Source organism: uncultured Methanobrevibacter sp., assembly GCF_902788255.1.
Classification (GTDB): Archaea; Methanobacteriota; Methanobacteria; order Methanobacteriales; family Methanobacteriaceae; genus Methanocatella.
Genome location: NZ_CADAJR010000026.1, coordinates 11,971 through 34,543, shown reverse-complemented (window position 1 = coordinate 34,543; position 22,573 = coordinate 11,971). Strand labels below are relative to the sequence as shown.

General features: G+C 36.7%; 25 protein-coding genes and 1 pseudogene. 10 read left to right on the top strand and 16 right to left on the bottom strand.

All coding sequences use genetic code 11. The features are described 5' to 3' along the window. Nucleotides 1-39: 39 nt before the first annotated feature. From QZV03_RS08200 to QZV03_RS08190, 3 genes and pseudogenes are all read right to left on the bottom strand, one after another. Nucleotides 40-624, bottom strand: a complete 585-nt coding sequence (locus QZV03_RS08200; RefSeq protein WP_296875742.1) for a hypothetical protein — start codon at nt 622-624, stop codon at nt 40-42. A gap of 133 nt (nt 625-757) precedes the next feature. After that, nucleotides 758-1,708, bottom strand: a pseudogene (locus tag QZV03_RS08195) (acyltransferase family protein); the annotation flags it as partial. Between the two features lie 324 nt (nt 1,709-2,032). Further along, complete coding sequence (locus tag QZV03_RS08190) at nt 2,033-2,494, bottom strand: DUF11 domain-containing protein (protein ID WP_296875741.1); 462 nt, start codon at nt 2,492-2,494, stop codon at nt 2,033-2,035. Here QZV03_RS08190 and QZV03_RS08185 point away from each other — a divergent pair. Continuing rightward, nucleotides 2,487-2,714 carry a TraX family protein gene (locus QZV03_RS08185; RefSeq protein ID WP_296875739.1) on the top strand — a complete coding sequence of 76 codons (228 nt, stop codon included), beginning with the start codon at nt 2,487-2,489 and terminating at the stop codon, nt 2,712-2,714. The genes QZV03_RS08190 and QZV03_RS08185 overlap by 8 nt on opposite strands. Before the next feature lie 159 nt (nt 2,715-2,873). Here QZV03_RS08185 and QZV03_RS08180 read toward each other — a convergent pair whose 3' ends face one another. From QZV03_RS08180 to QZV03_RS08170, 3 genes are all read right to left on the bottom strand, one after another. Beyond that, nucleotides 2,874-3,032 carry a hypothetical protein gene (locus QZV03_RS08180; RefSeq protein WP_296875737.1) on the bottom strand — a complete coding sequence of 53 codons (159 nt, stop codon included), beginning with the start codon at nt 3,030-3,032 and terminating at the stop codon, nt 2,874-2,876. A 16-nt stretch (nt 3,033-3,048) separates the two neighbouring features. Then, nucleotides 3,049-3,603, bottom strand: a complete 555-nt coding sequence (locus QZV03_RS08175; RefSeq protein ID WP_296875735.1) for a flavodoxin family protein — start codon at nt 3,601-3,603, stop codon at nt 3,049-3,051. Between the two features lie 73 nt (nt 3,604-3,676). Next, nucleotides 3,677-4,009: a TIGR04076 family protein gene (locus QZV03_RS08170; RefSeq protein ID WP_296875734.1), complete on the bottom strand. Its 333-nt coding sequence runs from the start codon at nt 4,007-4,009 to the stop codon at nt 3,677-3,679. Between the two features lie 272 nt (nt 4,010-4,281). Here QZV03_RS08170 and QZV03_RS08165 point away from each other — a divergent pair, with 272 nt between their 5' ends. The 4 genes from QZV03_RS08165 to QZV03_RS08150 all read left to right on the top strand — a co-directional run bounded on the left by QZV03_RS08165 (nt 4,282) and on the right by QZV03_RS08150 (nt 9,448). Beyond that, the gene (locus tag QZV03_RS08165; protein WP_296875732.1) at nt 4,282-4,782 is read left to right on the top strand and encodes a hypothetical protein; all 501 of its coding nucleotides are present in this window, start codon (nt 4,282-4,284) and stop codon (nt 4,780-4,782) included. Nucleotides 4,783-4,872: 90 nt separating this feature from the next. After that, nucleotides 4,873-5,520: a stage II sporulation protein M gene (locus tag QZV03_RS08160; RefSeq protein ID WP_296875730.1), complete on the top strand. Its 648-nt coding sequence runs from the start codon at nt 4,873-4,875 to the stop codon at nt 5,518-5,520. A gap of 117 nt (nt 5,521-5,637) precedes the next feature. Then, the gene (locus tag QZV03_RS08155) at nt 5,638-7,572 is read left to right on the top strand and encodes a PP2C family protein-serine/threonine phosphatase (RefSeq protein WP_296875728.1); all 1,935 of its coding nucleotides are present in this window, start codon (nt 5,638-5,640) and stop codon (nt 7,570-7,572) included. After that, on the top strand, nt 7,565-9,448 hold the full coding sequence (locus tag QZV03_RS08150) for a PP2C family protein-serine/threonine phosphatase (protein ID WP_296875726.1): 1,884 nt from the start codon (nt 7,565-7,567) through the stop codon (nt 9,446-9,448). The genes QZV03_RS08155 and QZV03_RS08150 overlap by 8 nt, the downstream gene beginning before the upstream one ends. Nucleotides 9,449-9,472: 24 nt before the next feature. On the opposite strand, the gene QZV03_RS08145 is transcribed toward QZV03_RS08150, so the two are convergent. Further along, on the bottom strand, nt 9,473-9,892 hold the full coding sequence (locus tag QZV03_RS08145) for a hypothetical protein (protein ID WP_296875724.1): 420 nt from the start codon (nt 9,890-9,892) through the stop codon (nt 9,473-9,475). A gap of 297 nt (nt 9,893-10,189) precedes the next feature. On the opposite strand from QZV03_RS08145, the gene QZV03_RS08140 reads away from it, so the two are divergent. After that, nucleotides 10,190-11,578, top strand: a complete 1,389-nt coding sequence (locus QZV03_RS08140) for an MFS transporter (RefSeq protein WP_296875723.1) — start codon at nt 10,190-10,192, stop codon at nt 11,576-11,578. Here QZV03_RS08140 and surE read toward each other — a convergent pair whose 3' ends face one another. Genes surE through QZV03_RS08125 form a run of 3 tightly spaced genes read right to left on the bottom strand, consistent with a single transcriptional unit; the run spans nt 11,579 to nt 14,191 of the window. Next, a complete protein-coding gene (surE, locus tag QZV03_RS08135) occupies nt 11,579-12,394 on the bottom strand; it encodes a 5'/3'-nucleotidase SurE (RefSeq protein WP_296875721.1) in 816 nt (271 codons plus the stop codon). It abuts the gene before it with no gap. A 20-nt stretch (nt 12,395-12,414) separates the two neighbouring features. Then, nucleotides 12,415-13,191 (bottom strand): 4Fe-4S binding protein, encoded by a 777-nt coding sequence (locus QZV03_RS08130; protein WP_296875719.1) that lies wholly within the window; start codon nt 13,189-13,191, stop codon nt 12,415-12,417. Nucleotides 13,192-13,207: 16 nt separating this feature from the next. Further along, complete coding sequence (locus QZV03_RS08125; RefSeq protein ID WP_296875718.1) at nt 13,208-14,191, bottom strand: hypothetical protein; 984 nt, start codon at nt 14,189-14,191, stop codon at nt 13,208-13,210. A 165-nt stretch (nt 14,192-14,356) separates the two neighbouring features. Between QZV03_RS08125 and QZV03_RS08120 the strand changes: the two genes are divergently transcribed. Then, complete coding sequence (locus QZV03_RS08120) at nt 14,357-14,821, top strand: hypothetical protein (RefSeq protein ID WP_296875716.1); 465 nt, start codon at nt 14,357-14,359, stop codon at nt 14,819-14,821. A 29-nt stretch (nt 14,822-14,850) separates the two neighbouring features. Here the strand turns inward: QZV03_RS08120 and QZV03_RS08115 are convergent, their stop codons facing one another. From QZV03_RS08115 to QZV03_RS08090, 6 genes are all read right to left on the bottom strand, one after another. Then, the gene (locus QZV03_RS08115) at nt 14,851-15,690 is read right to left on the bottom strand and encodes a pyridoxamine kinase (RefSeq protein ID WP_296875714.1); all 840 of its coding nucleotides are present in this window, start codon (nt 15,688-15,690) and stop codon (nt 14,851-14,853) included. A gap of 17 nt (nt 15,691-15,707) precedes the next feature. Continuing rightward, the gene (locus tag QZV03_RS08110; RefSeq protein WP_296875712.1) at nt 15,708-16,667 is read right to left on the bottom strand and encodes a PLP-dependent cysteine synthase family protein; all 960 of its coding nucleotides are present in this window, start codon (nt 16,665-16,667) and stop codon (nt 15,708-15,710) included. Nucleotides 16,668-16,933: 266 nt separating this feature from the next. Further along, nucleotides 16,934-17,545 (bottom strand): cytochrome c biogenesis CcdA family protein, encoded by a 612-nt coding sequence (locus tag QZV03_RS08105; protein WP_296875710.1) that lies wholly within the window; start codon nt 17,543-17,545, stop codon nt 16,934-16,936. After that, a complete protein-coding gene (locus QZV03_RS08100; RefSeq protein ID WP_296875708.1) occupies nt 17,546-17,965 on the bottom strand; it encodes a thioredoxin fold domain-containing protein in 420 nt (139 codons plus the stop codon). It abuts the gene before it with no gap. A gap of 57 nt (nt 17,966-18,022) precedes the next feature. Beyond that, nucleotides 18,023-18,760, bottom strand: coding sequence for a hypothetical protein (locus QZV03_RS08095; RefSeq protein ID WP_296875706.1), 738 nt, complete (start codon nt 18,758-18,760; stop codon nt 18,023-18,025). Further along, entirely contained in the window at nt 18,760-20,208 is a 1,449-nt protein-coding gene (locus tag QZV03_RS08090) for an NAD(P)/FAD-dependent oxidoreductase (RefSeq protein ID WP_296875704.1), read from the bottom strand. The genes QZV03_RS08095 and QZV03_RS08090 overlap by 1 nt, the downstream gene beginning before the upstream one ends. Before the next feature lie 87 nt (nt 20,209-20,295). Here QZV03_RS08090 and QZV03_RS08085 point away from each other — a divergent pair, with 87 nt between their 5' ends. From QZV03_RS08085 to QZV03_RS08075, 3 genes are read left to right on the top strand one after another with little or no spacing between them, the layout of a single operon-like run. After that, nucleotides 20,296-21,093 (top strand): TlyA family RNA methyltransferase, encoded by a 798-nt coding sequence (locus tag QZV03_RS08085; protein WP_296875703.1) that lies wholly within the window; start codon nt 20,296-20,298, stop codon nt 21,091-21,093. Beyond that, the gene (locus QZV03_RS08080; protein ID WP_296875701.1) at nt 21,077-21,763 is read left to right on the top strand and encodes a hypothetical protein; all 687 of its coding nucleotides are present in this window, start codon (nt 21,077-21,079) and stop codon (nt 21,761-21,763) included. The genes QZV03_RS08085 and QZV03_RS08080 overlap by 17 nt, the downstream gene beginning before the upstream one ends. Beyond that, complete coding sequence (locus QZV03_RS08075; RefSeq protein ID WP_296875699.1) at nt 21,756-22,568, top strand: hypothetical protein; 813 nt, start codon at nt 21,756-21,758, stop codon at nt 22,566-22,568. Before QZV03_RS08080 ends, QZV03_RS08075 begins: the two co-directional genes overlap by 8 nt. The last annotated feature ends 5 nt before the right edge of the window (nt 22,569-22,573 follow it).

Here is a 22,573-nt window from a genome sequence, read left to right as displayed (position 1 = left end):
TTCAAATCTAAAATAGGGCATTATTACTATTCATGAAATTTAATTATTTATCAAGGTTATTAAAAGTTCTTTTGTTTGCCTGTCATCTGAATTTTTTGATAATGATTCATGATACTTAGCTTCCAAATAATTATATTCTGCATCCCATTCATCTTGCTGATTTTTAATAATTTTATATGTCTTGATAGATTCATCTATCAGGGAATAAAATTTATCTTCATTTATTTTAGAAGGAGGTGTGTCTTTAATTAATTTTTCAATATCTGATGTTATATTATTGCCCATCCAACTAAGTTCATAGATGGAATTTCCGGAAGCAAAATATGCATGAGAATAATTATCTTTGATAGATGGATTATATTGGTAGTAAAATTTCACTGGATGATTTGATATAGTTATATTTTCCTCATAATCTTTTTCACAAGCCCACAAACCAATTGATTTAGGTATATTATCATCAATGCATGTTAAATGAAAATAATCCGCACTATAACCATTTTTATATATATTTCCGCCATTATATTTTTCTGGAATTTCAAAACTTACTCCCTTTATTTCAACGGTTGTATTGACTTGGGCATGAACACAGCTAATGAGTATTAGTATTGCAGTTAAAATAATCAAGATCTTTTTCATCATTATCAGTAACTATTATACTTTTCATATATTAAAAAGATTTATCAATAAACGATTAAAATGAATGTTTTAGTATGGATAAAAATATAACAATATTTTATCTAGAACCCTAAAAAACATATTAAGTTTTATTTTCCCTCACTAAAAAATTGGAAACAAGATCAAATAGTTTTTTTAAGTAAATACTAATGAAATCTCTGGACAATAAGAAGACAATAACAAATGTGGATATAATAGCAAAAATTATGTATAATAAACCACTTTGAACTTTAATATGGTTAAATATTAAATGGAAAATTTTTATAATGTAAACATGAAGTACATATACTGCTAATGAATTTTTTCCGAATTTTGTAAAAATGCTTTTCCTGTTTGAAACATAATGATTAAAAATTAGTGTTGATACTATTCCAAGCATAAATACTATTGCCCTTCTGATTAAATCAAAATTATTACCATAATTTATTGTAAAATTTATGACTTTAAATGGGAATTTTAAAGCAACAAATGCGCATAAAATAATAACCAAAAGTGTAAATAGAATCATTATAATCCTATTATTGTACAGTCTAGTGATTGACTTGTAGTTTTCCTCAATGTTTTCTTTTATTTGGTTAAAGTAAAAACCAATTAAAAATATTGGTGTATATGCAATGAATCTTGTAAATCCAAAATATGAAGTGAAATCAAGGAATCCCAATCCCAATGCTATAATTATGGCTATTGCAATTGGATGTTTGAGCCTGTCATAGATTGGTAGAACCATTTTCATCAGGAATAATGCTGATAAAAACCATAATGCATAAGTTGGAGTTAAAAACAGTACATTATTATCAGGGTTGCCAATAATTATCATAAATATCTTAAATAATATGTTAAAGATAATAAAAGGTATTATCAATCTTTTAAAAGCTTTTATTGGTTCATCAGGACCTATTTTTGAGAAATACCCTGCAACGAAAAAGAATATTGGTAAATGAATTATATATATGAAATCATGTAAAAACTCAACAGAGCGATGACCAGTTAAAAAAAGCATATGTCCTAAAACAATTAAAAATATTCCTATTCCTTTTAAGTTATCCTATTTATTAATACGCTGATTTTTTATCATATTATAATCACACTTCCACTATTATTATTGTGTTTATTTAATATTATATAAATATTTTAGGGTTTTAGATTGACTTTTGTTAATTTTTTATTATTTGAGTGTTTTTTTTGATAATTCGGCGATTATACATTTATTAATTCCACTCAAAACCTCAGTTTCAATATAATTAATATGCAGTAGCCAATATTTGTAAAAGTAAAATAGTTCCATACACCACTTGAAAAAGCCGAGAAATAATGATTTAAAAAAATAGAAGTGGGAAAAATATATTTCCCTTTTAATTTAAAGTTTTCTTCTCGCTGCAACGCACATTGAAACTAATGCCAATAAGACCGGCAATATAGGGTTTCCTGTTGCATGACTGTCAGTTTTTGAAGTTGATTTTTGCATTTCCTTATTGATTGTAATTGCATCATCTTCCTCATCTTGATTGTCATCTGCATGATTTTCATCATCCTGATTGTCATCATCACTGTCAGTTATTTCAACTGTTGCTTCAGCTTCATTGTTAGCAGTGTTGTAGTCATCCTCATTTGAGCTTACAGTAACAGTATTGGTGAATTTACCTGCTTTAACAGCTTCGGAGGTAATTTCCAATGTCACTGTCTCATTGACTGCCAATTCACCAATGTTCCAAATTCCAGTTTCCGGATCGAATTCTCCTTTGCTTGCGGATTGTGAAATATAGCTTAATGCGTTTGGCAATTTGTCTGTAGCCTTGACACCGGTTGCATTAATGTACATATTTAACATTACATTCTTTGCTAATCCATTTGTTTTTGAATTCAGCATGGATTTCAGTCAAATGGCAAAATTCGGAGTATTTTTAGTTCCTTTCTTTTTCACATTATACAATGGAGAGAGTGGATCAAAAGCAGAAATACATAAATGGTTTTTCTATGTATTCTATCCGGCACATTTGCTGGTCATAGGATTAATCAGATTGTGCCTACTCAACTTTTAATGTTGAGATGAATTCGACCATTTGATTGGTTGTTGAATAATTGGTGGTGATTGAAAGAAGAATTTTAATTGATTGCGAAATGCAAAATTCAATTAAAATTCAAAACATTTATTTTTTACAATTAAAAATTTATTTTTTTTGACTAATCTCTCCGAGAGATTAGTTACTCCATTTTCTTTGAAGGTCCTTATCGTTGAAAACGGTTTTTTCTGCGCATTCATCATATTGACTTACGTCACTGATGCCCATTTCAAAGAATCTCAGGCACATGTCCTTGCTTTTTACATAGTTGTCACAGTTTTCATGTATATTGGTCATTAATATCACCATTGATTTAAATTAAGTTTTCACCAATTTCTCTAGCTTTTTGAAGCTGTTCTTCCTTATCATTGATTGCACCTGGAACATTGTTGTCATCCAAATTGATGATGTCCCTGGTCTTAAATCCTAATACCTCAAACGCTGCCATTTGAGTATTCAGGGAACCTTCAAATGCTTCTAAAGGAACGGCACCGTGGGTTGCAATTATTGAAACTTTCTTGTTTGAGAACAATTCACTGAATTTAGGGTTCATGAAATAAGAGTATAATCTGTCTATAACGAGTTTAGCCTGAGCGTTAACGTCACAGAAGTAGATTGGGCTTGCAAGGATGATTCCGTCAGCCTCTTCAATTTTTTGATAGATGTCCTGCATGTCATCATTTAAGGCACATTCTGAGTCATGCTCCTTACAGTAGTTGTCACCTTGACATGGGGTGATTGTTAATTTGTTAACATCCACAATTTCAGTTTCAGCTCCTTTTGAGGAAGCGCCATCCAATGCAGCTTCCAAAGCTATTCTTACATTACTTGCTCCTCTTGGGCTTGTATTAATTCCTAAAACTTTCATAATAATATCTCCAAAATTATAATAATATATATTGCAGTTTTAAATATTTAAATTTTGTAAATGGTGAATCAGTTTATTCATCACCTGATACGGATTCGATGTCGGTTGCCTCAAGTTTCATTATGACCGGCCTTAATCCGTCATTGCATGAAACGATTGCAACTCCGGGAGTCTTGATCCAGTCTGAATAATACCAGACTTCCTGTGCACCATGGGCAAGGGCAAAAACATACTGGTATATTGCCTTCCATGCTTCATCGCAAAAATTTTCAGGCTTTGAATAGTCGGCGTAATATACTTCACCCTCCTTCATCAAAGGGCATGTGGAGAGTCCATCAACGCCATATTCGCGTGCAAGATCTTCCTGCAGGGTTGTCTTGAGTATGGTAATTTTTACTTTTTTCATGATGATATATTTGTCAGGATTATATGATAATGGTAATGGTTGACATTTCAATGAACTTGAATCACTATTTAACAATTTTATTTTTAAAGTATCGATTTTAAATTTGTTATTTTTATTTTATTTTAATTTAAAATCATTATTTTTTATTTTAAAGTTGCAAGTGGGCACTTACATTCGAAAAACTTTATATATGGCTTTATTCATATAATTACTTGTGCAAAGAAGTGTTATTTCAAATAACATGGCACAATTAATATTTACAGGTGATTATCATGGATCTTTCAAAAAAAATATTTGCAATACTAGCAATTTTTTGTGTACTTGCATCTGCAGGTGCAGTTTGTGCAACAGATAACTTCGGTTATGCGGACGATATGGGCGGATATATAGGAAGCGACTACTCTGACAATGTTGGATATGCTGCTGATGATAGCGGATATGCAGTAAACAACTATCAGGACGATACCGGATATGCAGCTGATGATAGCGGATATGCAGGAAGCAACTATCAGGACGATACCGGATATGCAGCTGATGATAGTGGATATGCAGGAAGCCAATACAATGAAACTTTAGAAAATGCAACTGCAAACGCTGCTGGAGAACCTACAAATGCAACCAACACAACTGCCCAAGCTGCAGGAGAACCAGTAAACGAAACCAATGCAACTGCAGGAACAACCCATACAATGTTAGCTACAGGTAATCCAATTTTAATATTACTTGCAGTTATTGCTGTATTAGGCGGTTATGCAGCATTCAAAAGAAAATAATTAATTACATAAAGCTGAATTATCTTACTTCCGCTTTAACTCTATTTTTTTACAATATCTATAAATTAATTAAAGGATAAAGTGATTATTATGAATTTTATTACAACATTTAAAGACGTGTTAATTGAGGCATTGAAAGAACACAAAAAGATGATCATAATCCTTTACGCAGTGTTTATAATATTATTTATCGGATCATGGCTATTTGTTTCAGATTCGGCAAGTTCAACATTTCAAAACATTCAAAACATGTCTGCCGCAACACCCTCTCCGGTTGTTAGTGATCTAAGCCCGCTTGATCTTTTCATTCATAATGGAGTTGGGGGATTTATCTATTATCTGGGATCAATATTCTTTGCAATTCCTGCAATTGTACAGGTCATATACAATGGATTAAATCTTGGTGCAGTTGGACCGGTACTCGAAGCGGTGCATGCCGGTGGAGGACTCCAGTATATTATATATCTTATTCCCCATGGAATATTTGAAATAACCGGAACCATCCTTCAGTCAGCAGCCGGAATCCTTCTGTTCAAATTCATATGGGTATTTTTGAAAAACATTGCAATCAAAGACAACGGAAAAAGACTCTCAGTACGCCAATCCTTTGAGAAGAATAAGAAGGTGTTGATTCAAAGTGTTGCAATTATAATTTTTGCAACAATACTCATGGCGATTGCAGCTCCAATTGAGGCATATTTCTCAGTTCCGTTTTCAGATTGGATATTTGGACTTTGATTGGGTTTTAACCCAATTTTTCTATTTTTTCTAAATATTAGAAAATTTTTCTTCCACCTAAACTTTTAACTATTATTATATAGAAATATATGTATTAAAAGCTAATTAAATAGGCAAATGGTTCAAATGTTTAGGGACTTGTTCAGGGACAAAAGGTTTATATTCATATTCACATTCATTGTGGAATGCATATTGTATTATCTGTTTGAATATACATATTTCACTGGTGAATACCTGCTTGTGGATATTGGATTTGCTCCAGTTGCCGGATTGATGTTTGGCCCTGTTGGCGCTTTGGGAGTTGCCTGCGCATCATTCATATGTGAAATCATACAGCAGATGGATGTGTTTGGAGCCTTTATGGATTCATTTATCATGGTTTTTATGGGAGTTTTTGCATATAAACTATGGTATACCATGTTTGACAGGACAAAAATGGATATTCCAAGGTTCAATTCAATTTACAATCTGGCCAAATTCCTAACTTTAATGTTTATTGTTTCAATCGTTTATTTGGCATTACTTGAAGTTTCATATGATACTTATGCAAATTTTGCCTCAGTTTATCCCTACCATTCCAATTTGGACAGGTTTGCATATTTTTTAAATCACTTCACTTTCTCAATCCTATTGGGGCTGCTTTTAATAAGCGGATTTAACACCCTTAGGATTCCTCTGCAAACCCCTAAAAGATGGATTACAAAAATAAAAATTGACTACAAATATTTTGCAATAGCTTTTGTGATACTGACCGGAATTTTCTATATGAATGTATTCACCATATTGGAAAATACTCTTGTGAATGAGTTCTCTTTTATCCTGATGATAATCATCACCTTATTATTCGTTTTAAATACGCGTGACTTTAATGTTTCATACAAGGACAAGAATTATTCAATTATCGAACAGGTCATATTGATCTTTATGGCTGTAATGGCCATTGCACTGTTCTTTTTTGTCGACTTTTTTGACTTGGTTCCTCAAATGATATGGGGAAATGCAGATGCTTCATTTAGGTTATTATGTATCATTGCCGTTTTAACAATTATGATATTGGTATTTTCAATAATACACATTCATTATGTTCAAAATATCATAACAGATCCCATCTATGGACTGATTAATTCTACAAAAAGATATGGTGAAACTAGAGAGATTGAAAATTTGGACAGTAATTTGTACCGTCGTTCACAGGACGATGATGAGGTTGGAGTGCTTGTAAAATCATATTACACATTAACTGCCAATATTAAAGACCATTTAAATAGGATACAAAAGGCAACCGCAGAAACTGAAAGATTTGAAACAGAATTTAATGTAGCCAGCAATATCCAGTCAAACATGCTTCCAAAGAATTTTGATGAATTTTCAGCTGAAAGACCATTTGAAATATATGCGTACATGAATCCCGCAAAGGAAGTTGGAGGAGACTTTTATGACTTTTTTGACAATGGTGAGAACAACATCACTTTCGTCATTGGAGATGTAAGCGGCAAGGGAATCCCTGCAACACTGTTTATGGTAAAGACAATGCATCTAATCAGAAATCATACCCGCTTTGACGATGATTTGGCCGAAGTTATGGAGAATGTCAACGATCTGTTATGTCAAAGAAACGATGAGGAGCTTTTTGTAACAATCTGGATTGGAAGACTGGACCTTGAGAGCGGTAAATTGTCATATGTCAATGCAGGTCATAACCCTCCTTTGATTCGCCAGAAAAAAGGGGATTTCGAATATATGCAAGGCAGTCCTGATTTGGTGAGCGGGGCAATTGAAGGCATTGCCTATAATGTAGGTGAAATCAAATTGAATCCTGGTGATATGGTATTTTTATACACCGATGGAGTTACTGAAGCCAATTATGATTATAATGGATTTTATGGGGAAGACCGCCTTAGGGATGGTGTCAATAAACTTAAAAATCAAAAGCTGTCTGAAATTATCGGTGAAATTAAACGTGACATTGATGAATTCTGCAACAACCCGGACCAGTTCGATGACATGACCATGATTGCAATAAGGTATGATGGAGGAAATGAGGATGATTAGAAAAGAAATATTCATTTCAAGAAAGTTTATTGTTGCTTTATCAATGATAATCACTCTTGTGACCATCATTCTGGAAAATGCTGTGTTTGGGGGATATGTAATCTTTTATGAGTTTGGTTTTCTTCCTGTTTTAACCCTGATTTTGGGTCCATATGGAGCGGTCGGTTTTATTCTCATTGAAATACCTTATTGGATAATCTCATTAGGGGAAACTAATATAACTGGAATGTTAATAAATGTTGTGCTAATTATAATTATAGGAATACTTCCCTGGAAACTATGGTACTCCATATATCCAAAACAACCTGTAGAAGTTCTCAATATCAACAGATTGGCCAACTTTGTTAAACTTGCAATCATTTTGGCAGTTTTCATATTACAGTACATTTTCTTCTTTCAAACAAACCTCCAAATGTTTGCCAGTGCCACAGTATCATTGGAATATGGAAATATTGCAGCGGGAGTTATACTATTGTTAATTGGTATAATAATATGGAACAGATATGAACTTCCGTATTTTACTCCAAATACACAACTGAAAAGAATAATGCCTGATTATATATATGACATATTTCTTTTAATTGCATTGATTATAGAAGCGGGTGCTCTTTTATCATTTTATCACAACAATACCCATTTAAGTTTTGTAGTATTGCTGATAATTGTCATATTCCTATTTAAACCATACGATGAGGAGGTCTTCAAATTAAACAAGACCTCAAAACTAAATATCTTCTCAAAGGTAACTATCTCAATATTTGCAGTAATGGTAATAATTTCTGCAATATTATCCACCATATCTGTCATCGCCATGATGGGTGGTATAGACCTTGGGTTATTTGTTTTTGAATTTCTGGAATCTTTTTTAAGACTATTATTGATATTTATCCTTCTACTAATAATATACATGATGTTTTTGGAAAAAAGAGTAGTAAAACCTATTCAACAATTGTCCAGATATCTGTCAAGTGACATTAGTAATCTAAAAAATAATAAGGATCTAAATGATTATTTAAAAAATATCAAAGGTAACAATGAAGTCAAGTCATTGTCTGAATCCTTGGTTAATATGGAAAATGAACTGTATGATTACAGTCAAAATTTAATCCAATTAACAAAAGAAACCGAAAGATTTGAAACCGAACTGAATCTGGCTCATGAGATTCAAAATTCAATGATACCTACCGATTTTGATGAGTTCTCTAAAGACAAAAATATTTCCCTATGGGGATCCATGAAAGCTGCCCGTGAAGTGGGAGGGGACTTTTATGACTATTTTGAAATAGATGATGAGAATATCGGTTTTGTCATTGGAGATGTGAGCGGCAAGGGAGTTACGGCCGCACTAATTATGGTAAAGGCCATGACCTCAATTCAGGACTTTTCAAATGAGTATGATGACCTCTCAGAAGCGTTTTTCAGAATAAACAATGAGCTTTGCAAAGGCAATGTGGAGGAGCTTTTTGTTACCTGCTGGCTCGGTAAACTCAACATAAAAACAGGAGAACTTTCCTATGTCAATGCAGGCCATAATTCTCCATTGATTAAGCAGGGAAATGATGGGTTCAAATATCTGGATACAGAACACGGACTAGTGCTGGCAGTAATGGAGGACATGCCTTATGAAAAACATACCATACAGTTGAAGCCTGGAGATTCATTGTTCCTATACACAGACGGAGTTACCGAAGCAAACATTGACTATAATGGATTTTATGGTGAGGAAAGGCTTGAAAACATTTTGAATAGTCATAAGGATGATGATTTGGACAATATCATTAAATCAATTGATGAGGACATCAACGATTTCTACAATGGTGGAGACCTGTTTGACGATACGACAATGTTTGTCATCAGGTTTGGAAAGCAAAATTAGAAAAAATATAATTATAGAAAAAGATTATTCATCTTTTTCATCTTCATTTTTAGCTGTAAAGTCAATGAATTTTTCTTCTTCTCTTGTATCTTTCATTTTCAATGTCTTTTGAACATCCATTGCCAGTGCATCACAATCAGCCTTGATTGCATTTAAATGGAGAAGTATCCTTTCCTTTTCCTCGTTGATTCTTTCGATGTTGGTGTATGGGTAGATGCATTCCTTGAGCATTTCATATTCGATGGTTGTGTATGGATATTCGTTTAGCTGTCTGCACACGTTTTTAAGGATTTCACCTAAAAACTTGTTCATTTCAACTTTTACCTGGTCCCTTATCATTTTGTCGGAGTCGAGATTTTCTCTCATGAGACGGTAGACCTCATTTTTGGCAAACGGCAATTTTTCTTTTTCAGTATTGTTTTTAACTTTCATATCTTCAGACATTATATATACCTCTTTGATGGTTGGACACTTTTTTTAAAAAAAATAGAACTACATGTGTCTAATATAATATCTGTTTTAGGTTATATTTAAATGTATTGATTAAATTAAATATACGATTATTTATTCTACTACTTATTGATTTAAACTATAAAATAAAATATCCTAAAATTAATTATTCTAATAGTTCATGTTTTGTCTTGAGGAAGGTTATATTCACCAAAATGCGAAATGTCTTGATAATTTTAAATAATTTAGGAGACAAAATAAATTCAATTAAAACATTAAGACTGAATAACTATGCAGGCAAAAACACTAGACACAAAAACTCGTAACTTGATACTTCTTCTATTCTTAATTGGAGCATTCATGGGCTCCCTTGACACTGGAATCATCGGTCCGGTCCTTCCGTCAATAGAACACACTTTCCATATTACAAGCAGGGAATCCAGTTGGATATTCACACTTTTCGTAATATTTTTCATGATCGGTTCTCCGATAATGGCGAAATTTTCAGACTTCTACGGAAGAAAATGGATTTTCATTGGCGATGTGATACTATTTGGCCTGGGGTCCTGCATGATTGCATTTTCAACAGGTATCGAATGGATATTTTTTGGAAGGATAATACAGGGAATAGGTTCTGGAGGAATATTTCCTGTAGGTGCAGCATTCATAGGAGACCATTTTCCTATTGAAGAAAGGGGAAAGGCATTGGGAATTCTTGGAAGCGTATTTGGAATATCCGCTTTGGGAGGTCCGCTGGTTGGAGCGGCTCTCATTCCCTACGGATGGCAATGGTGCTTTACCATCAACATTCCAATTGCAATATTTCTGATAGTATATGCATATTACATTCTTCCCGACTCTCAGAACAACCGAAAGTTAAAAATTGATTATTTGGGCATTGCCGTTTTGACATTGCTGTCAGTATTTCTGGCATACGGGCTCAATCAGATCGATTCAAGTAATTTCATTAGCAGTCTGCTGTCAGTTAAAGTGGCACCCTTCCTGATAATGTTTATAGTTTTAATACCGATATTTGTTAGAATAGAAAAAAACGCCAAGGACTCCATTGTGGCACTGCATCTTTTGAAAAATAGAGAAATGGCCATTGCATGCATGGAAACACTGACATACGGTCTTGTATATTCAGCGGTGATTTTCATACCTTCACTTGTGATTCTTTCAATGGGTTTCAATGACCAGATGGCCAGTCTGCTTCTGATACCGATATTGGGTTCAAATGCATTTGCAGCACCTATACTTGGAAGGATACTGGACTCTGTAGGGTCACGTAAAATCATGATTGCCGGAACTGTAATGCTTGCAGTAGGATTGATAATAATCTCAATATATCCTAATCATTTGATTCTGTTTGTAATTTCAAGCTTTTTGGTTGGAATAGGCCTTGCAACAATAATCGGTGCACCTTTGAGATATATCGTGTTGTGTGAAACCCGGCCATTTGAAAGGGGCGCCGGTCAGGCAATAGTAAACATGCTATCAAGTGTGGGACAGTTGATTGGCGGAGCCCTGATGGGTGGTATTATAGCATCATTTTCAGGAATACTTGGTTTCAAGGTCAGTCTTATCCTATCTGCCGTAGTTGCTTTCATAGGTTTCATGTTCTCCTTGAAGCTAAAAAACCGTGACGAACAGTTCCAGACCATGAAGGAAAATCAATAGCTACCAGTTGTCGAGTCCGTGAGATGTCATGTCGACATTGAGCGGGGTGAGGCTTGGTCTTTTTTCAACAAGAAGCGCATAACCGTCACTTCCGTCATCATAATCCTTCACCAAATCAGGTGTAATCATAATAAGGCCGTCACTGTCCTGACCGTCCTCCAGGGGATAGTTGAAAATCTTTTCTTTTTCCTTATCGGTTTCATCAATGACTTTCTTGTCAAGCATCTTGTGAGAAAGATGGGTGACCATCACCTCTTCTGATTCATAGTTTGACGGAACATTAAGATTGAATAAATCGACCCCTTCGGGAAATCCCTTTTCAATTATCTTGGATACAAGGTCATGCAAAACCTTTTTTGTAAGCTCAAAGTCATAATCGACATACCATTCACCGTTCTCATCCTGTTTGTATGATGTTTCAGGATCCATAAACAGTGAAACTGCAATTGCCGGAATGCCAATGCTGACGGCTTCAAGTGCGGCACAAACCGTACCTGATGATGTGATGTCGCTGCTGATGTTTACTCCCTGATTTATTCCGCTTATCACCAAATCGGGCTTGGCGTCCATCACGTAATTTGCACCGACAACAACGCTGTCGGCAGGACTTCCGGCAAGTGAATATGCAGGACTTCCATCCTCAAGCTCACATTCCTCAAGCTTCAGGTGCTTGAAGAGAGTAAGGCGGCGACCTACACTGCTGTTGTTTTCGTTTGGTGCCACAACGGTGACGTTTGCTATATCCTCAACGGCCTGTTTTGCCGCAAGTATTCCAGGTGCAAAAACACCGTCATCATTTGATATCAAAATGTTCATATTATCAAAACCTTTAAATCTTATCTCTGAAATCTTGTTTTAACCTTACAGATTGCCTGGGTCATTGTTCCCATAGGACAGTACACACACCATGACCTAGGCTTGAAGAGGACCATGGTCAAAAGTCCCAGTATTGTTGATGTAAGCATCACGCTGTAGAAACCGAATGCATACTGTGAAACCCATGGGGCAATAACATTTCCGTGATATGCCCAGTTCCATGGAACATTGAAAGTCCACAATAGTGTCACTGCCTGTGAAAGACCTTTTGTTCCTGCAAATACGAGATATGTATTCCACAGCATCACAAAAAACATTGCAAAGAAGAATATCAGAAATCCATAACGGAATGCCTTTGAATACATCCATTTTGGAGCGTCCCTTTTTCTGGAAAGACCTAAGCGTCCTCCGAGCAATCCCAAAAGCTGACCCCTGTCACAGTAGCGGTTGCAGAATCCCTTGTCTGTCTTGAATACTGCAAACAACAACGGAACTATAAAACAGATCATGCCCAGCCATGCAAATATTATGTTGAAAAATCCGAGGCTGAAATAAACGATTGTAAAAATCCACAGGTAGTCATACCAGTTTTTAAAGCGAACCTTATTGTCCCTTCTTGAAAATTCCCCTTCAATGATTGATGCGGGACATTCACGAACACATTTTCCGCATTCTATACATAAATCGGGATTTACATGTGCATACATCCCCTTTTTTATATCGATTGCATCCTTCGGACAAACTTTAATGCAGCATCCGCAAGAAACACATATATCCTCATTAACAACTGATTTCATAAACCTTCCTCACTTTTTAAAAATCGAACAGTGTCTTTTGCGTAATCTTTTTAATCTTCAAATCCTGATTTCCGTAGAACTTCTCATCCAGTTTCTGGTTAATCCTCAGATAATCCTTCTGATTCAGCATGTCCTTGAGACATCTGTAGCCTTCATATTTCGGCACGATTATCTTTTCAAAGTTGAATGAATCCCAAATAACATAGTAGGCTGAAATGATCCTGTTTTTACCGATTTTTTCTTCAAGCAAATTAAGATTGTCATGGGTGTTGCGGCTTATGGCAACATGGTTTTTCAAGTCGTCAATTTTCCATACCGGATTTAGGTTCATGCAGAAAATCTTCAGTACATGCTCCAGCATTTCCTTATAGTTATCCCTAATGAGGAAATGGTCAGCCATTATCTGGGTGTTGGATATGAATCTTTCATGGTCCCTGTCGTCAGTTGCCTTGTCTATATGTCTTTTGATATACTCAACAGGTATTTTGGCTCTCTTCTTTCTGTAGTTTTGCATATAGAAATCATTGAATTCATTGAAATAATAATAGTCTGTTAGATAATCTGCGAATATGTCCATTCTTCTTTTCTTGTTTTTATAGAAAACTCGGGATTTTGAAGATAGATGATAATCGTCGCCTAAAAGATTGTTCCTGAAAATCCTTTGCTCAATTTGGCTTCTTTTTCCGGAGGTCTTAAGGTGATGCTTTTTTAAAATCTTTTTTAGGGATTTGGTATTGTACTTTTTAAGTCGTTTTGAAAATTCGATCTTGTTAATCTTATTTAGTATAAACTTGTTTTCAATAAGAAACTTTTTTAGATAACTTTCAGATAAATCATATTCCCCAGAGACTCTTTTAATTGCACTGTCAATATCCGAATCGCACTTGAAAACCAGATAGATGAAATCGAAGGTAAACTGCATTTCAGATATATCATAGCCTTCAGGCACCTCTTCACGGTATTTGAGGGAAAATTTATCTTGACCGTTTTCATTAAACATTAATAATAATTTTATAAATGATAGTATTTTAACATTTAGGAATTTTTGAAAAAGAGATTATTTTTAATATGTATAACGATAAAATTTCATGTTAAAACTGTTGTGCTTGATGCATATGACATGACTCGCGGATTTAATAGTGGCAATGAATATCAAATAAAATTAATGGATGATAAAGGAAATGGCATTTCAAATAAATTGGTTAAATTTACTGTAGGACAAAATGAATATTATGCCATGGCAGATGGTGACGGTATGGCAATGCTCAAAGTCGGGTTGAATGTCGGTACATATAAGGTAGGCATCTCAACACCTCTCACAAACCAAAGCACTGCAAAAACATTAAAGATTGTAAAACGTGTCCAGAACACCAGAAACATGAACGTCTACTATAACAGCAACAAGAAATACACCGCAAAGATAATAGGCGATGACGGAAAGGCAGAAACTGCATCCAAAAGCGTTTCCGTATATATCAACAGCAAGAAATACACCTACAAGACAGACGAAAACCAACAAGAAGGGAATTGCAAAACTGACCCTCAAGAAAAACAAGTTCAGAAGGGAAAAAACACGGTAAAAATCAGTTATCTGAAGGATACAATAAAAACAAAAGTTAAAATTCTCTAGACATTTAGAGAATTATTTTTTTTCTTTTTTTAAAGTTTCAATAAGTCGTAAAGTTCAGGAATGACCTGTTCGAACTTCACTCCATAAGTATGAGTCTCATCACCCATTGTCCTTTCAATAGCCTTTTTGGTAAACTCCCCGGCAATCTTTGCGGCCTGGGACGGTGACTTGCCGACCATTACAGATCCAACAAATGCGGATGCAAAAACATCGCCTGTTCCATGTGACATGTAATCCACCTTGTCATTATAGACTATCTCGACTGTTGACTCTATTTTGTCAAGAATGATCATTCCCATTTCATGGTTTTTACTCTCATATCCCTTAAGAATCACATACCTTTTGGTGAAATCGGCAAGCTCATGTGCCATTTCCAGCATTTCCTCCTTTGAAAAGTGAGGTTTCCATGGCTTATGGAGTAAAAAGCATGCTTCTGTAGTGTTCGGTAGAATAAAATCCCCTAACTTGCAAAGCTCCCCCATCCTATCTGCAAACTCCTGGTCGAATACACTGTAAAATTCGCCGTTGTCTGCCATGGCGGGATCAACGAATACGAGTCCGTCGGACCTTAATCTTGAATCTATGATGTCTTTTATATAGCCTAGCTGTTCTGCAGAGGCGATAAAACCAGTATAAATTGCATCGAAATCAATTCCTTCCTTTTCCCAATGCCTTCTGATGGATGGTAAATCTTCTGTAAGGTCCCTTACTGTAAAATCAGTGAAACCTGACGTATGTGTTGAAAGGATTGCTGAAGGAAGAATTGCAGTTTCTATTCCGAATGCTGAAATCATAGGCAGTGCTACTGTAATTGAACATTGTCCAAAACATGAAATGTCCTGGATTGTGAGTATTTTTGTATCTTTCATAATATAACCTATTTAACTTAAATTACTTCAAAGCCCAAAAGCTTAATATGATTGGAGATCAAATCGGGATTGTCGTCAATCTCCTCGGACAGTTTTGTTGTAATGTATTTCTTGTTGTCGTCTGCAAAAACGGTAGCCATCTTTAAATCGTCACTGTCCATCAGGACTGCCGCAAGGAAGTTCGCTCCGCTTGAAATTCCGATTCCCAAACCGAATTCCTTGGCTATCCTTTTTGACATGTTGATTGCATCACAGTCCTCAATAAGGACAATGTCATCTATCAAATCCTCATCAACAATGCCCGGAATAAAGTCATCGCCTATTCCCTCAATCATGTGGCTTCCCTCTTCCATGCCCATCTTAAGGATGGAGAGTGTGGACGGTTCAAGAGCAAAGACCTTTGAGGATGGGTCATTGTCTTTTAATCTTCTTCCGATACCTATCAGTGTTCCTCCGGTACCTATGCCTGAGACGAATGCGTTCACATCAGGAACCGCCTCGATTATTTCATTTCCGGTGGTGAGGTATTGCGCTTCGGGATTGTATTTATTGTCAAACTGAAGCGGTCTGAATGCGTCATGTTCAATTGCAAACTCCTCGGCAAGCTCCAGTGCCCTTTTAAATCCGCCTTCCTCTTTTGAGACAAGATGCACATGTGCACCGTACATCTCTATAAGGTTTCTTCTTTCCAGAGAAACCCAGTCCGGCATGAATATATGGACATCATGGCCGAAGAGTGTGCCGATTGCACTGAATGCGATTCCGGTATTTCCGCTTGTAACCTCCACGATAGGCTGCCCGTCAGTTAAGATTCCTTCTTCACGTGATTTTTTGATAATGTAATATGCAATCCTATCTTTAATGCTTCCGGTGTAATTGTAGTATTCAAGTTTAGTGTAAATGCTACTTACTTTACCTTCATATTCGTAATTAATCCTTATCATTGGTGTGTTACCAATCAACTTTTCAATATTCATAAGATTTCCAACCAATTAAATATGTATAATATTTGTATCTTGGCTATAAAAAACTTTTTTAAAAATAGTTAAAAATGAGAAAATGAGAAAAAATATTGTGAAGTGCAAAACACTTCAAACATTAAAATTTATAAAAAAAGAGCTATTGGTTCTGCTGTTCCATTTGAATAATGTCATCAATGGTCATGCGTTCCCATAATGAAGCAATGATTACATTAGGATTAGGACCGTGAATTTTGTTATAGTTATCTATTAAATGTTGAGTTTTATAAGATTGCCTTAAGTGATTCAAACAGCAGGTATAGCGCACCCATAATGACAAGTCCGGCAAAGATTTTCGGCACATATTTTGTCCTGGAAATAAGTCTTTCAAGATTTATTCTTGAAATGAAATAGCTTAAAACAAGCAATGTCAGGGCAAAGCCTAAGGAATAGATTATTATATTTAAAACAGCATATGCCGGATCATTTGAACTGATCAGCAATGTGATTAATGATATCAGGTATCCGCTGTAGCATGGTGCCCATGCAACTGAAGTCAAAACGCCCATCATGTATGAGGAGGTGTTCTTATTGGGATTTATTGTTTTAAATGTGAATTGGTAGTCAAAAAGCATCAATATGCCTATTATGAGCAATATGAATGCAGATATAATCCTTATCGGAGTGATGTATGCGTATAGGATTGATGTGAAAAATCCGGTAAGGAATATGATTACTATGAAGATGGTGAGAAGTCCGCCAATGAAGGAAAACAGTTCCCTTTTGGATTTGGATTTGAGGCTGACGCTTACAAAAATAGGTAGAATAGGAAGAATGCAGGGAGACAATATTGATATTACCCCTGTTGTAAAAGAGATTAAGGGAAGAACTTCCATTTAAATCTCCTTAAGAGTTTTCATGAACTCGTCACCCGGAACATATCCGTCAACCCTTTGAATTTCAGTGCTGTTGGAATCCAAAAAGACTACGGTAGGTGTTCCGACAACCCTTAACTGTCCTGCAAGTTGAGGATATTTGTTTATGTCAATGTTTGTAAAGACAAAGCGGTCATTCAGCTCCTTTTGCACATCCCTGTTTGAGAGAACATCTGACTTGAACAAGTCACAGTAATAGCAGCTGTCCTGTTCGAAGTATATGCACAGGGTCTTGTTTTGAAGCTTACACTCATCCAGTGCCTGGGTGATGTTTGAAGTTGAATTGAGTCCGTCAACGATCTGGTTTGCATCTATGCTTGAAACTGCGGATATGGACACGGCAGCAATCAGCACAATAAGAAAAATCGCATATTTTTTCATGTTATCACCAACGATTGTTTAAAGTTTATATCAATAGACATATAAATATTCATCTTTTTAATCGAAATTCAAATTGTCAACAGCTGATATCAGCTCCTGCATGTGTGAGTCCTTGACGTTCTGCGGTGCAAAGCTGTACTCCTCAAAGTAGAATGCTGGAACCCCGTTTTCATTAAGAGGTATTGTAAGATACGGACCGCTGGTTGTTGACTCGGGTGCGTAGTAGGTTATGTTTTCGCAGTTACTTTCCACTTCACTTGCATATTTCACACCCATACCCTCCTTGACCGGGCTGAAGACAAATGTCCTGTATTCATATGCCCCAATGTTGGAATGTACATCAACGGCAAGCTCATAGTCTCCCTCAAGGATTTCCGGATAAACATACTTGTGCGCAAGGTTCTGTCCGTTCTGCCTTCCCGGATTATTATCATCGTCATAACCTTCACCGTAATGGCCCACGCCCTCGGTTACATTGATGATATATAAGTCATAGCAGTGTTTGAGGTCTGTCATGTTTGGAAGTAGCTTTATCATTGTCTCATGGGTTTCATGCTCCAGAGGATGCAAGCCCACCACATATGCTATTCTTTTTCCGTTTGGATTTCCGATGTTTTTTATGACCTCAACGGTTCCGGGCTCATCGCTGGAGTTTGAAAGGGTTACATGATAAGGTGAGGAGGTATTGACCTTGACCTCATCATTTTTAATTAATGCCTTGTCTATTATGAGCATGCTGACAATCACGATGAATATCAGAAGTGCCGCAATTATTATATAATCCCTTTTTATCATTACAGATCATAATGGATATTGTGAAGCTTGTATAAACATACGGAACTGCTTGAAGGGAATGCGTAAATCATGTAGTCAAGCTCTTCAAGTGTGATTTTCTTGTTTATGATGAAAGCGAACATGTTTGCAACGTTTTCCGCATCGGCCGCATATATCTCTGCACCGACAATCTGGAGATCCTTGTCGACTATGACCTTTGCCTCTGCGGTGGTGTCGTTTTTAAGCTCCAGGGAGTATGAGTTTCCATATCGTATCTGATGGACATCATACTCATCGCTTTTTTCTGCAACATATGCAGGCACACCCACTGTGGCTATTCTTGGAATTGTGTATGCAACCGCAGGCACCACAGGATAGGTGATTTCATCAGCTTCCCCCAAAAGCTCCTTTGCGAGATATTTGGAATGGTGTATTGCAACGGTTACAAGCTTGGCTATTCCTGTATCGGCAACATCTCCTGAGGCATAAATGTTAGGCACATCTGTCTGGAGGTGTCCGTTAACCTTTATTCCGCTTCTTGTGCTTGTAAGGCCAACGTTTTCAAGACCTATTCCTTCAACGTTTGCCTCCCTTCCCATTGCGGCGACGACATAGTCGCCGGTGAGGCTCAAGCCGCTTTCACACTCCACTGTAAATCCGTTTTCATATGCCCTGTTGTCAACCTTGGCGTCGGGATCCCTCAGTTCGGAATCGGTGTTCATTGCATTTTCAAAATTGTTTATCTTTTCTAAAGGATTATCGATTTCAACATTATTTATGACCTGTTTTACGGTCTGGTTGAAGTGGAAACGGATATTTTTTTCTTTTAGGATTTCAATTACCTTCTGGACATACGGCTGGTGGAAGTACTTGAGTGCCATGTCTCCCCTGATTATGACATCCGCCTCAAGACCGGCTTCTGCAAGAATTGATGCAAACTCCATGCCCACAAATCCTGCACCGATGATTATTGCATGTTTCGGCAAATGGTCAATGTCCAAAAAGTCGGTGCTGTCATGGAGATACTCCTTACCTGGGATGTCTGGTATTACAGGCTTCAGGCCGGTACATATTACAATCTTATCTGTTGTAAACCTTTCAGAGCCCACCTCAACGGTATGCTCATCGATGATTACTCCCTTGCCATGGGCCACATCAAGGTCATATTCCCTGAACTTGCCGTCCAGAAACGGCGCCATGTTTGCGATTCTTTTACGCTTGAACTCCATCAGTGCATTCCAGTCAACCTCAAATTCACTGCCCTTTCCGACACCCTCAAAGTTGTCCGCCAATGCCTTGATTTCATATGGTGCATCCAGAAGGGCCTTTGTATTGCAGCCCCTGTTTGCACAGGTTCCACCGTATAGGTTTTCTTCAACTATCAACACCTTAAGGCCGGCTTTTCTTAAAAATCGGCCCCCTTGCCATGCGGCATTTCCACTTCCAATATAAATGACATCATAATCCATAATAATCACTGAATATTAATTTGTTAAAAATTATATATAAAATATAATCAAAATTTATAATCAATGATATGTTGAGTTGATGGAGACATGCAGGAGAGATTGGACAAACATTTGGTAACAGAAGGTTTCATATCAAGCAGAACCAAGGCAAAGGAACTGATAAAGTCAGGAAACGTTAAAATCAATGACAGAGTTGTTACCAAATCCAGCTATAAGGTCAAGGCCAACGATGAAATTGAAATCATTGATACAGACTATCTCAAGTATGTTTCAAGGGCAGGGCTTAAACTGGACGGTGCCATTGACTCATTCAATATTGACTTTGAAGGAAAAAGCGTGATGGATATCGGATCATCAACCGGAGGATTCACCGACTGCTCACTAAAGCACGGTGCTAAAAGGGTTGTTGCCATTGATGTTGGAACCGACCTGATGGCACAGGCTCTAAGAGATGACGAGAGGGTAGAACTCCATGAGCAGATGAACTTCAAGGATGCCCCTTCACGCTTGTTTGATGGAATCGACATTATCGTATCCGACGTGTCCTTCATCTCCCTAAAGCACATCATCGACCGAATATCCCTTGAAGATGATGACTTTGAACTTGTGTTTCTCATAAAGCCGCAGTTTGAATGCGGAAAGGAAATCGCCCACAAATTCAAGGGTGTAATAACAGACATGAGCGTTCATGAGGATGTTATATGTGACATAAGGGATTACTTCAGGACAAAGGAATATACAATGATTGATTTGGACGTATCCGGAATGCCCGGCAAAAGCGGAAACATAGAATATGTAAGCCACTTTAAAAGAAACGCTGAAGAGATTGAAATTGATATATCCCAAATCGTTAAGAAAGGTGAGGAAATTGAAACGCAACACTAAAATCGGACTGATTGTTGTTTTGGCAATAGTAATCGGATCCATTGTCATATTTGAAACCGTACACTACAATAATATTGAATACACCACCCTGGGAAATACAAGCATAGGCACTGTTGAGGTGGGAATTTCAGGAAATGAAAATGCAACAAAGGCAATTGCACTGATTACAGGCATACATCCAAGGGAAACATTATCAATCGAGCCTGAAATAGAAGCGGCAAGGCAGTTCGGAAACGATGACGTTAAAATCATACACTACAAGGTAACCGTTACTGAAAATCCCGAAAACTATGCTGAGGGAAGGGCCAACGGTGAAAGCCTGGTACATAACTATGTAAACCCCCATGTAACTGAGTCCGATGCAGATGCGGTTGTAATTAGCCATTCACACAATCCGGATTACGGGGACTGGTTCTATCTGGCCACACCCGAAATGGACAATGCATCAGTTGACATTGCAAAAAAGATAAGCGCAAGCAGCGATTTCAACTACTATCCTGTTACAGGAAACGAGACATACAAGTCAACCTCCGCAGTTCTTGTCTCAAAGCCTATCGCACAGGCAGGATATCCGACATTCGTATATGAGATTCCAGAAGACATCTCAGAAGGAACATCCACAGGAAAGACTAAGGAACTATTTGACCTAATAAGCAGATACGTTGATTAAAATGAAGGACTATCTAAACATTGACGGCACAGGACAGGCAACATTCAAGGTTTCAGACACACCGAAGATTGATCATCTAATCAGGGAAAGGAAATACGATGAGGCACTCTCTGAAATCAATCAGCTATTGAAAACAGACCATACAAGCGACAATCTGAACCTCAAGGGCACAATACTGGATAAGATGTCAGAGTTTGACAAGGCAATCGCTGCCTTTGATGAGGCATTGGAGATTACCCGAAGTAATGAAATTCTAAAAAACAAGGCAGAGGCCTATTACAACTGGGCAAAGGTAACATTCTTCCCGGCCGAAGACTATGAAAAGGCAATCACCTTAATAGACTCAGGAATCGAAACATTGCCTGAAGGTGAAGACGCCTCTGAATACTATTTTTTAAAGGCTGAAATCTTTGAGGGAATGAATGAACTTGTTGAAGCCCACAAATACTATCTGAAGGCATACAAGGAATTTGACAAGCTTGATGAATTTCAAAAACAGATCGATTATCTTAAAAGCACAAATGACACCCTCATAAATATTGTAGGATGCGATTTCTATAATTATGTTCCAAAAAGCGGAGACATCCTAAGCCTCATCAAGGATGAGGAAAACGAGCATGATCCCGATGCCGTTGCCGTTGTCATTGGCGGTGATGTAAAAGGATATGTTGCAAACAGCTCATATACCCTGATTGACGAGGTTAAAAGCGCAAGCGTCATAAAAAACATGATCGGTGATGAGCAGAAGGCCGAGATACTGTTTGTGTATCTTGGTGAATATGTAATTGCAAAATTAATTAAATAACAGCA

What these genes read in the sequence shown, in the direction of transcription:
- QZV03_RS08155 (WP_296875728.1), top strand. Translation starts at nt 5,638, where the DNA reads ATGGTTCAAATGTTTAGGGACTTGTTCAGGGACAAAAGGTTTATATTC.
- QZV03_RS08105 (WP_296875710.1), bottom strand. Translation starts at nt 17,545, where the DNA reads ATGGAAGTTCTTCCCTTAATCTCTTTTACAACAGGGGTAATATCAATA.
- QZV03_RS08165 (WP_296875732.1), top strand. Translation starts at nt 4,282, where the DNA reads ATGGATCTTTCAAAAAAAATATTTGCAATACTAGCAATTTTTTGTGTA.
- QZV03_RS08085 (WP_296875703.1), top strand. Translation starts at nt 20,296, where the DNA reads ATGCAGGAGAGATTGGACAAACATTTGGTAACAGAAGGTTTCATATCA.
- QZV03_RS08110 (WP_296875712.1), bottom strand. Translation starts at nt 16,667, where the DNA reads ATGAATATTGAAAAGTTGATTGGTAACACACCAATGATAAGGATTAAT.
- QZV03_RS08175 (WP_296875735.1), bottom strand. Translation starts at nt 3,603, where the DNA reads ATGAAAGTTTTAGGAATTAATACAAGCCCAAGAGGAGCAAGTAATGTA.
- QZV03_RS08120 (WP_296875716.1), top strand. Translation starts at nt 14,357, where the DNA reads ATGGATGATAAAGGAAATGGCATTTCAAATAAATTGGTTAAATTTACT.
- QZV03_RS08150 (WP_296875726.1), top strand. Translation starts at nt 7,565, where the DNA reads ATGATTAGAAAAGAAATATTCATTTCAAGAAAGTTTATTGTTGCTTTA.
- QZV03_RS08090 (WP_296875704.1), bottom strand. Translation starts at nt 20,208, where the DNA reads ATGGATTATGATGTCATTTATATTGGAAGTGGAAATGCCGCATGGCAA.
- QZV03_RS08095 (WP_296875706.1), bottom strand. Translation starts at nt 18,760, where the DNA reads ATGATAAAAAGGGATTATATAATAATTGCGGCACTTCTGATATTCATC.
- QZV03_RS08125 (WP_296875718.1), bottom strand. Translation starts at nt 14,191, where the DNA reads ATGTTTAATGAAAACGGTCAAGATAAATTTTCCCTCAAATACCGTGAA.
- QZV03_RS08115 (WP_296875714.1), bottom strand. Translation starts at nt 15,690, where the DNA reads ATGAAAGATACAAAAATACTCACAATCCAGGACATTTCATGTTTTGGA.
- QZV03_RS08130 (WP_296875719.1), bottom strand. Translation starts at nt 13,191, where the DNA reads ATGAAATCAGTTGTTAATGAGGATATATGTGTTTCTTGCGGATGCTGC.
- QZV03_RS08160 (WP_296875730.1), top strand. Translation starts at nt 4,873, where the DNA reads ATGAATTTTATTACAACATTTAAAGACGTGTTAATTGAGGCATTGAAA.
- surE (WP_296875721.1), bottom strand. Translation starts at nt 12,394, where the DNA reads ATGAACATTTTGATATCAAATGATGACGGTGTTTTTGCACCTGGAATA.
- QZV03_RS08185 (WP_296875739.1), top strand. Translation starts at nt 2,487, where the DNA reads ATGTACATATTTAACATTACATTCTTTGCTAATCCATTTGTTTTTGAA.
- QZV03_RS08180 (WP_296875737.1), bottom strand. Translation starts at nt 3,032, where the DNA reads ATGACCAATATACATGAAAACTGTGACAACTATGTAAAAAGCAAGGAC.
- QZV03_RS08100 (WP_296875708.1), bottom strand. Translation starts at nt 17,965, where the DNA reads ATGAAAAAATATGCGATTTTTCTTATTGTGCTGATTGCTGCCGTGTCC.
- QZV03_RS08145 (WP_296875724.1), bottom strand. Translation starts at nt 9,892, where the DNA reads ATGTCTGAAGATATGAAAGTTAAAAACAATACTGAAAAAGAAAAATTG.
- QZV03_RS08140 (WP_296875723.1), top strand. Translation starts at nt 10,190, where the DNA reads ATGCAGGCAAAAACACTAGACACAAAAACTCGTAACTTGATACTTCTT.
- QZV03_RS08170 (WP_296875734.1), bottom strand. Translation starts at nt 4,009, where the DNA reads ATGAAAAAAGTAAAAATTACCATACTCAAGACAACCCTGCAGGAAGAT.
- QZV03_RS08190 (WP_296875741.1), bottom strand. Translation starts at nt 2,494, where the DNA reads ATGTACATTAATGCAACCGGTGTCAAGGCTACAGACAAATTGCCAAAC.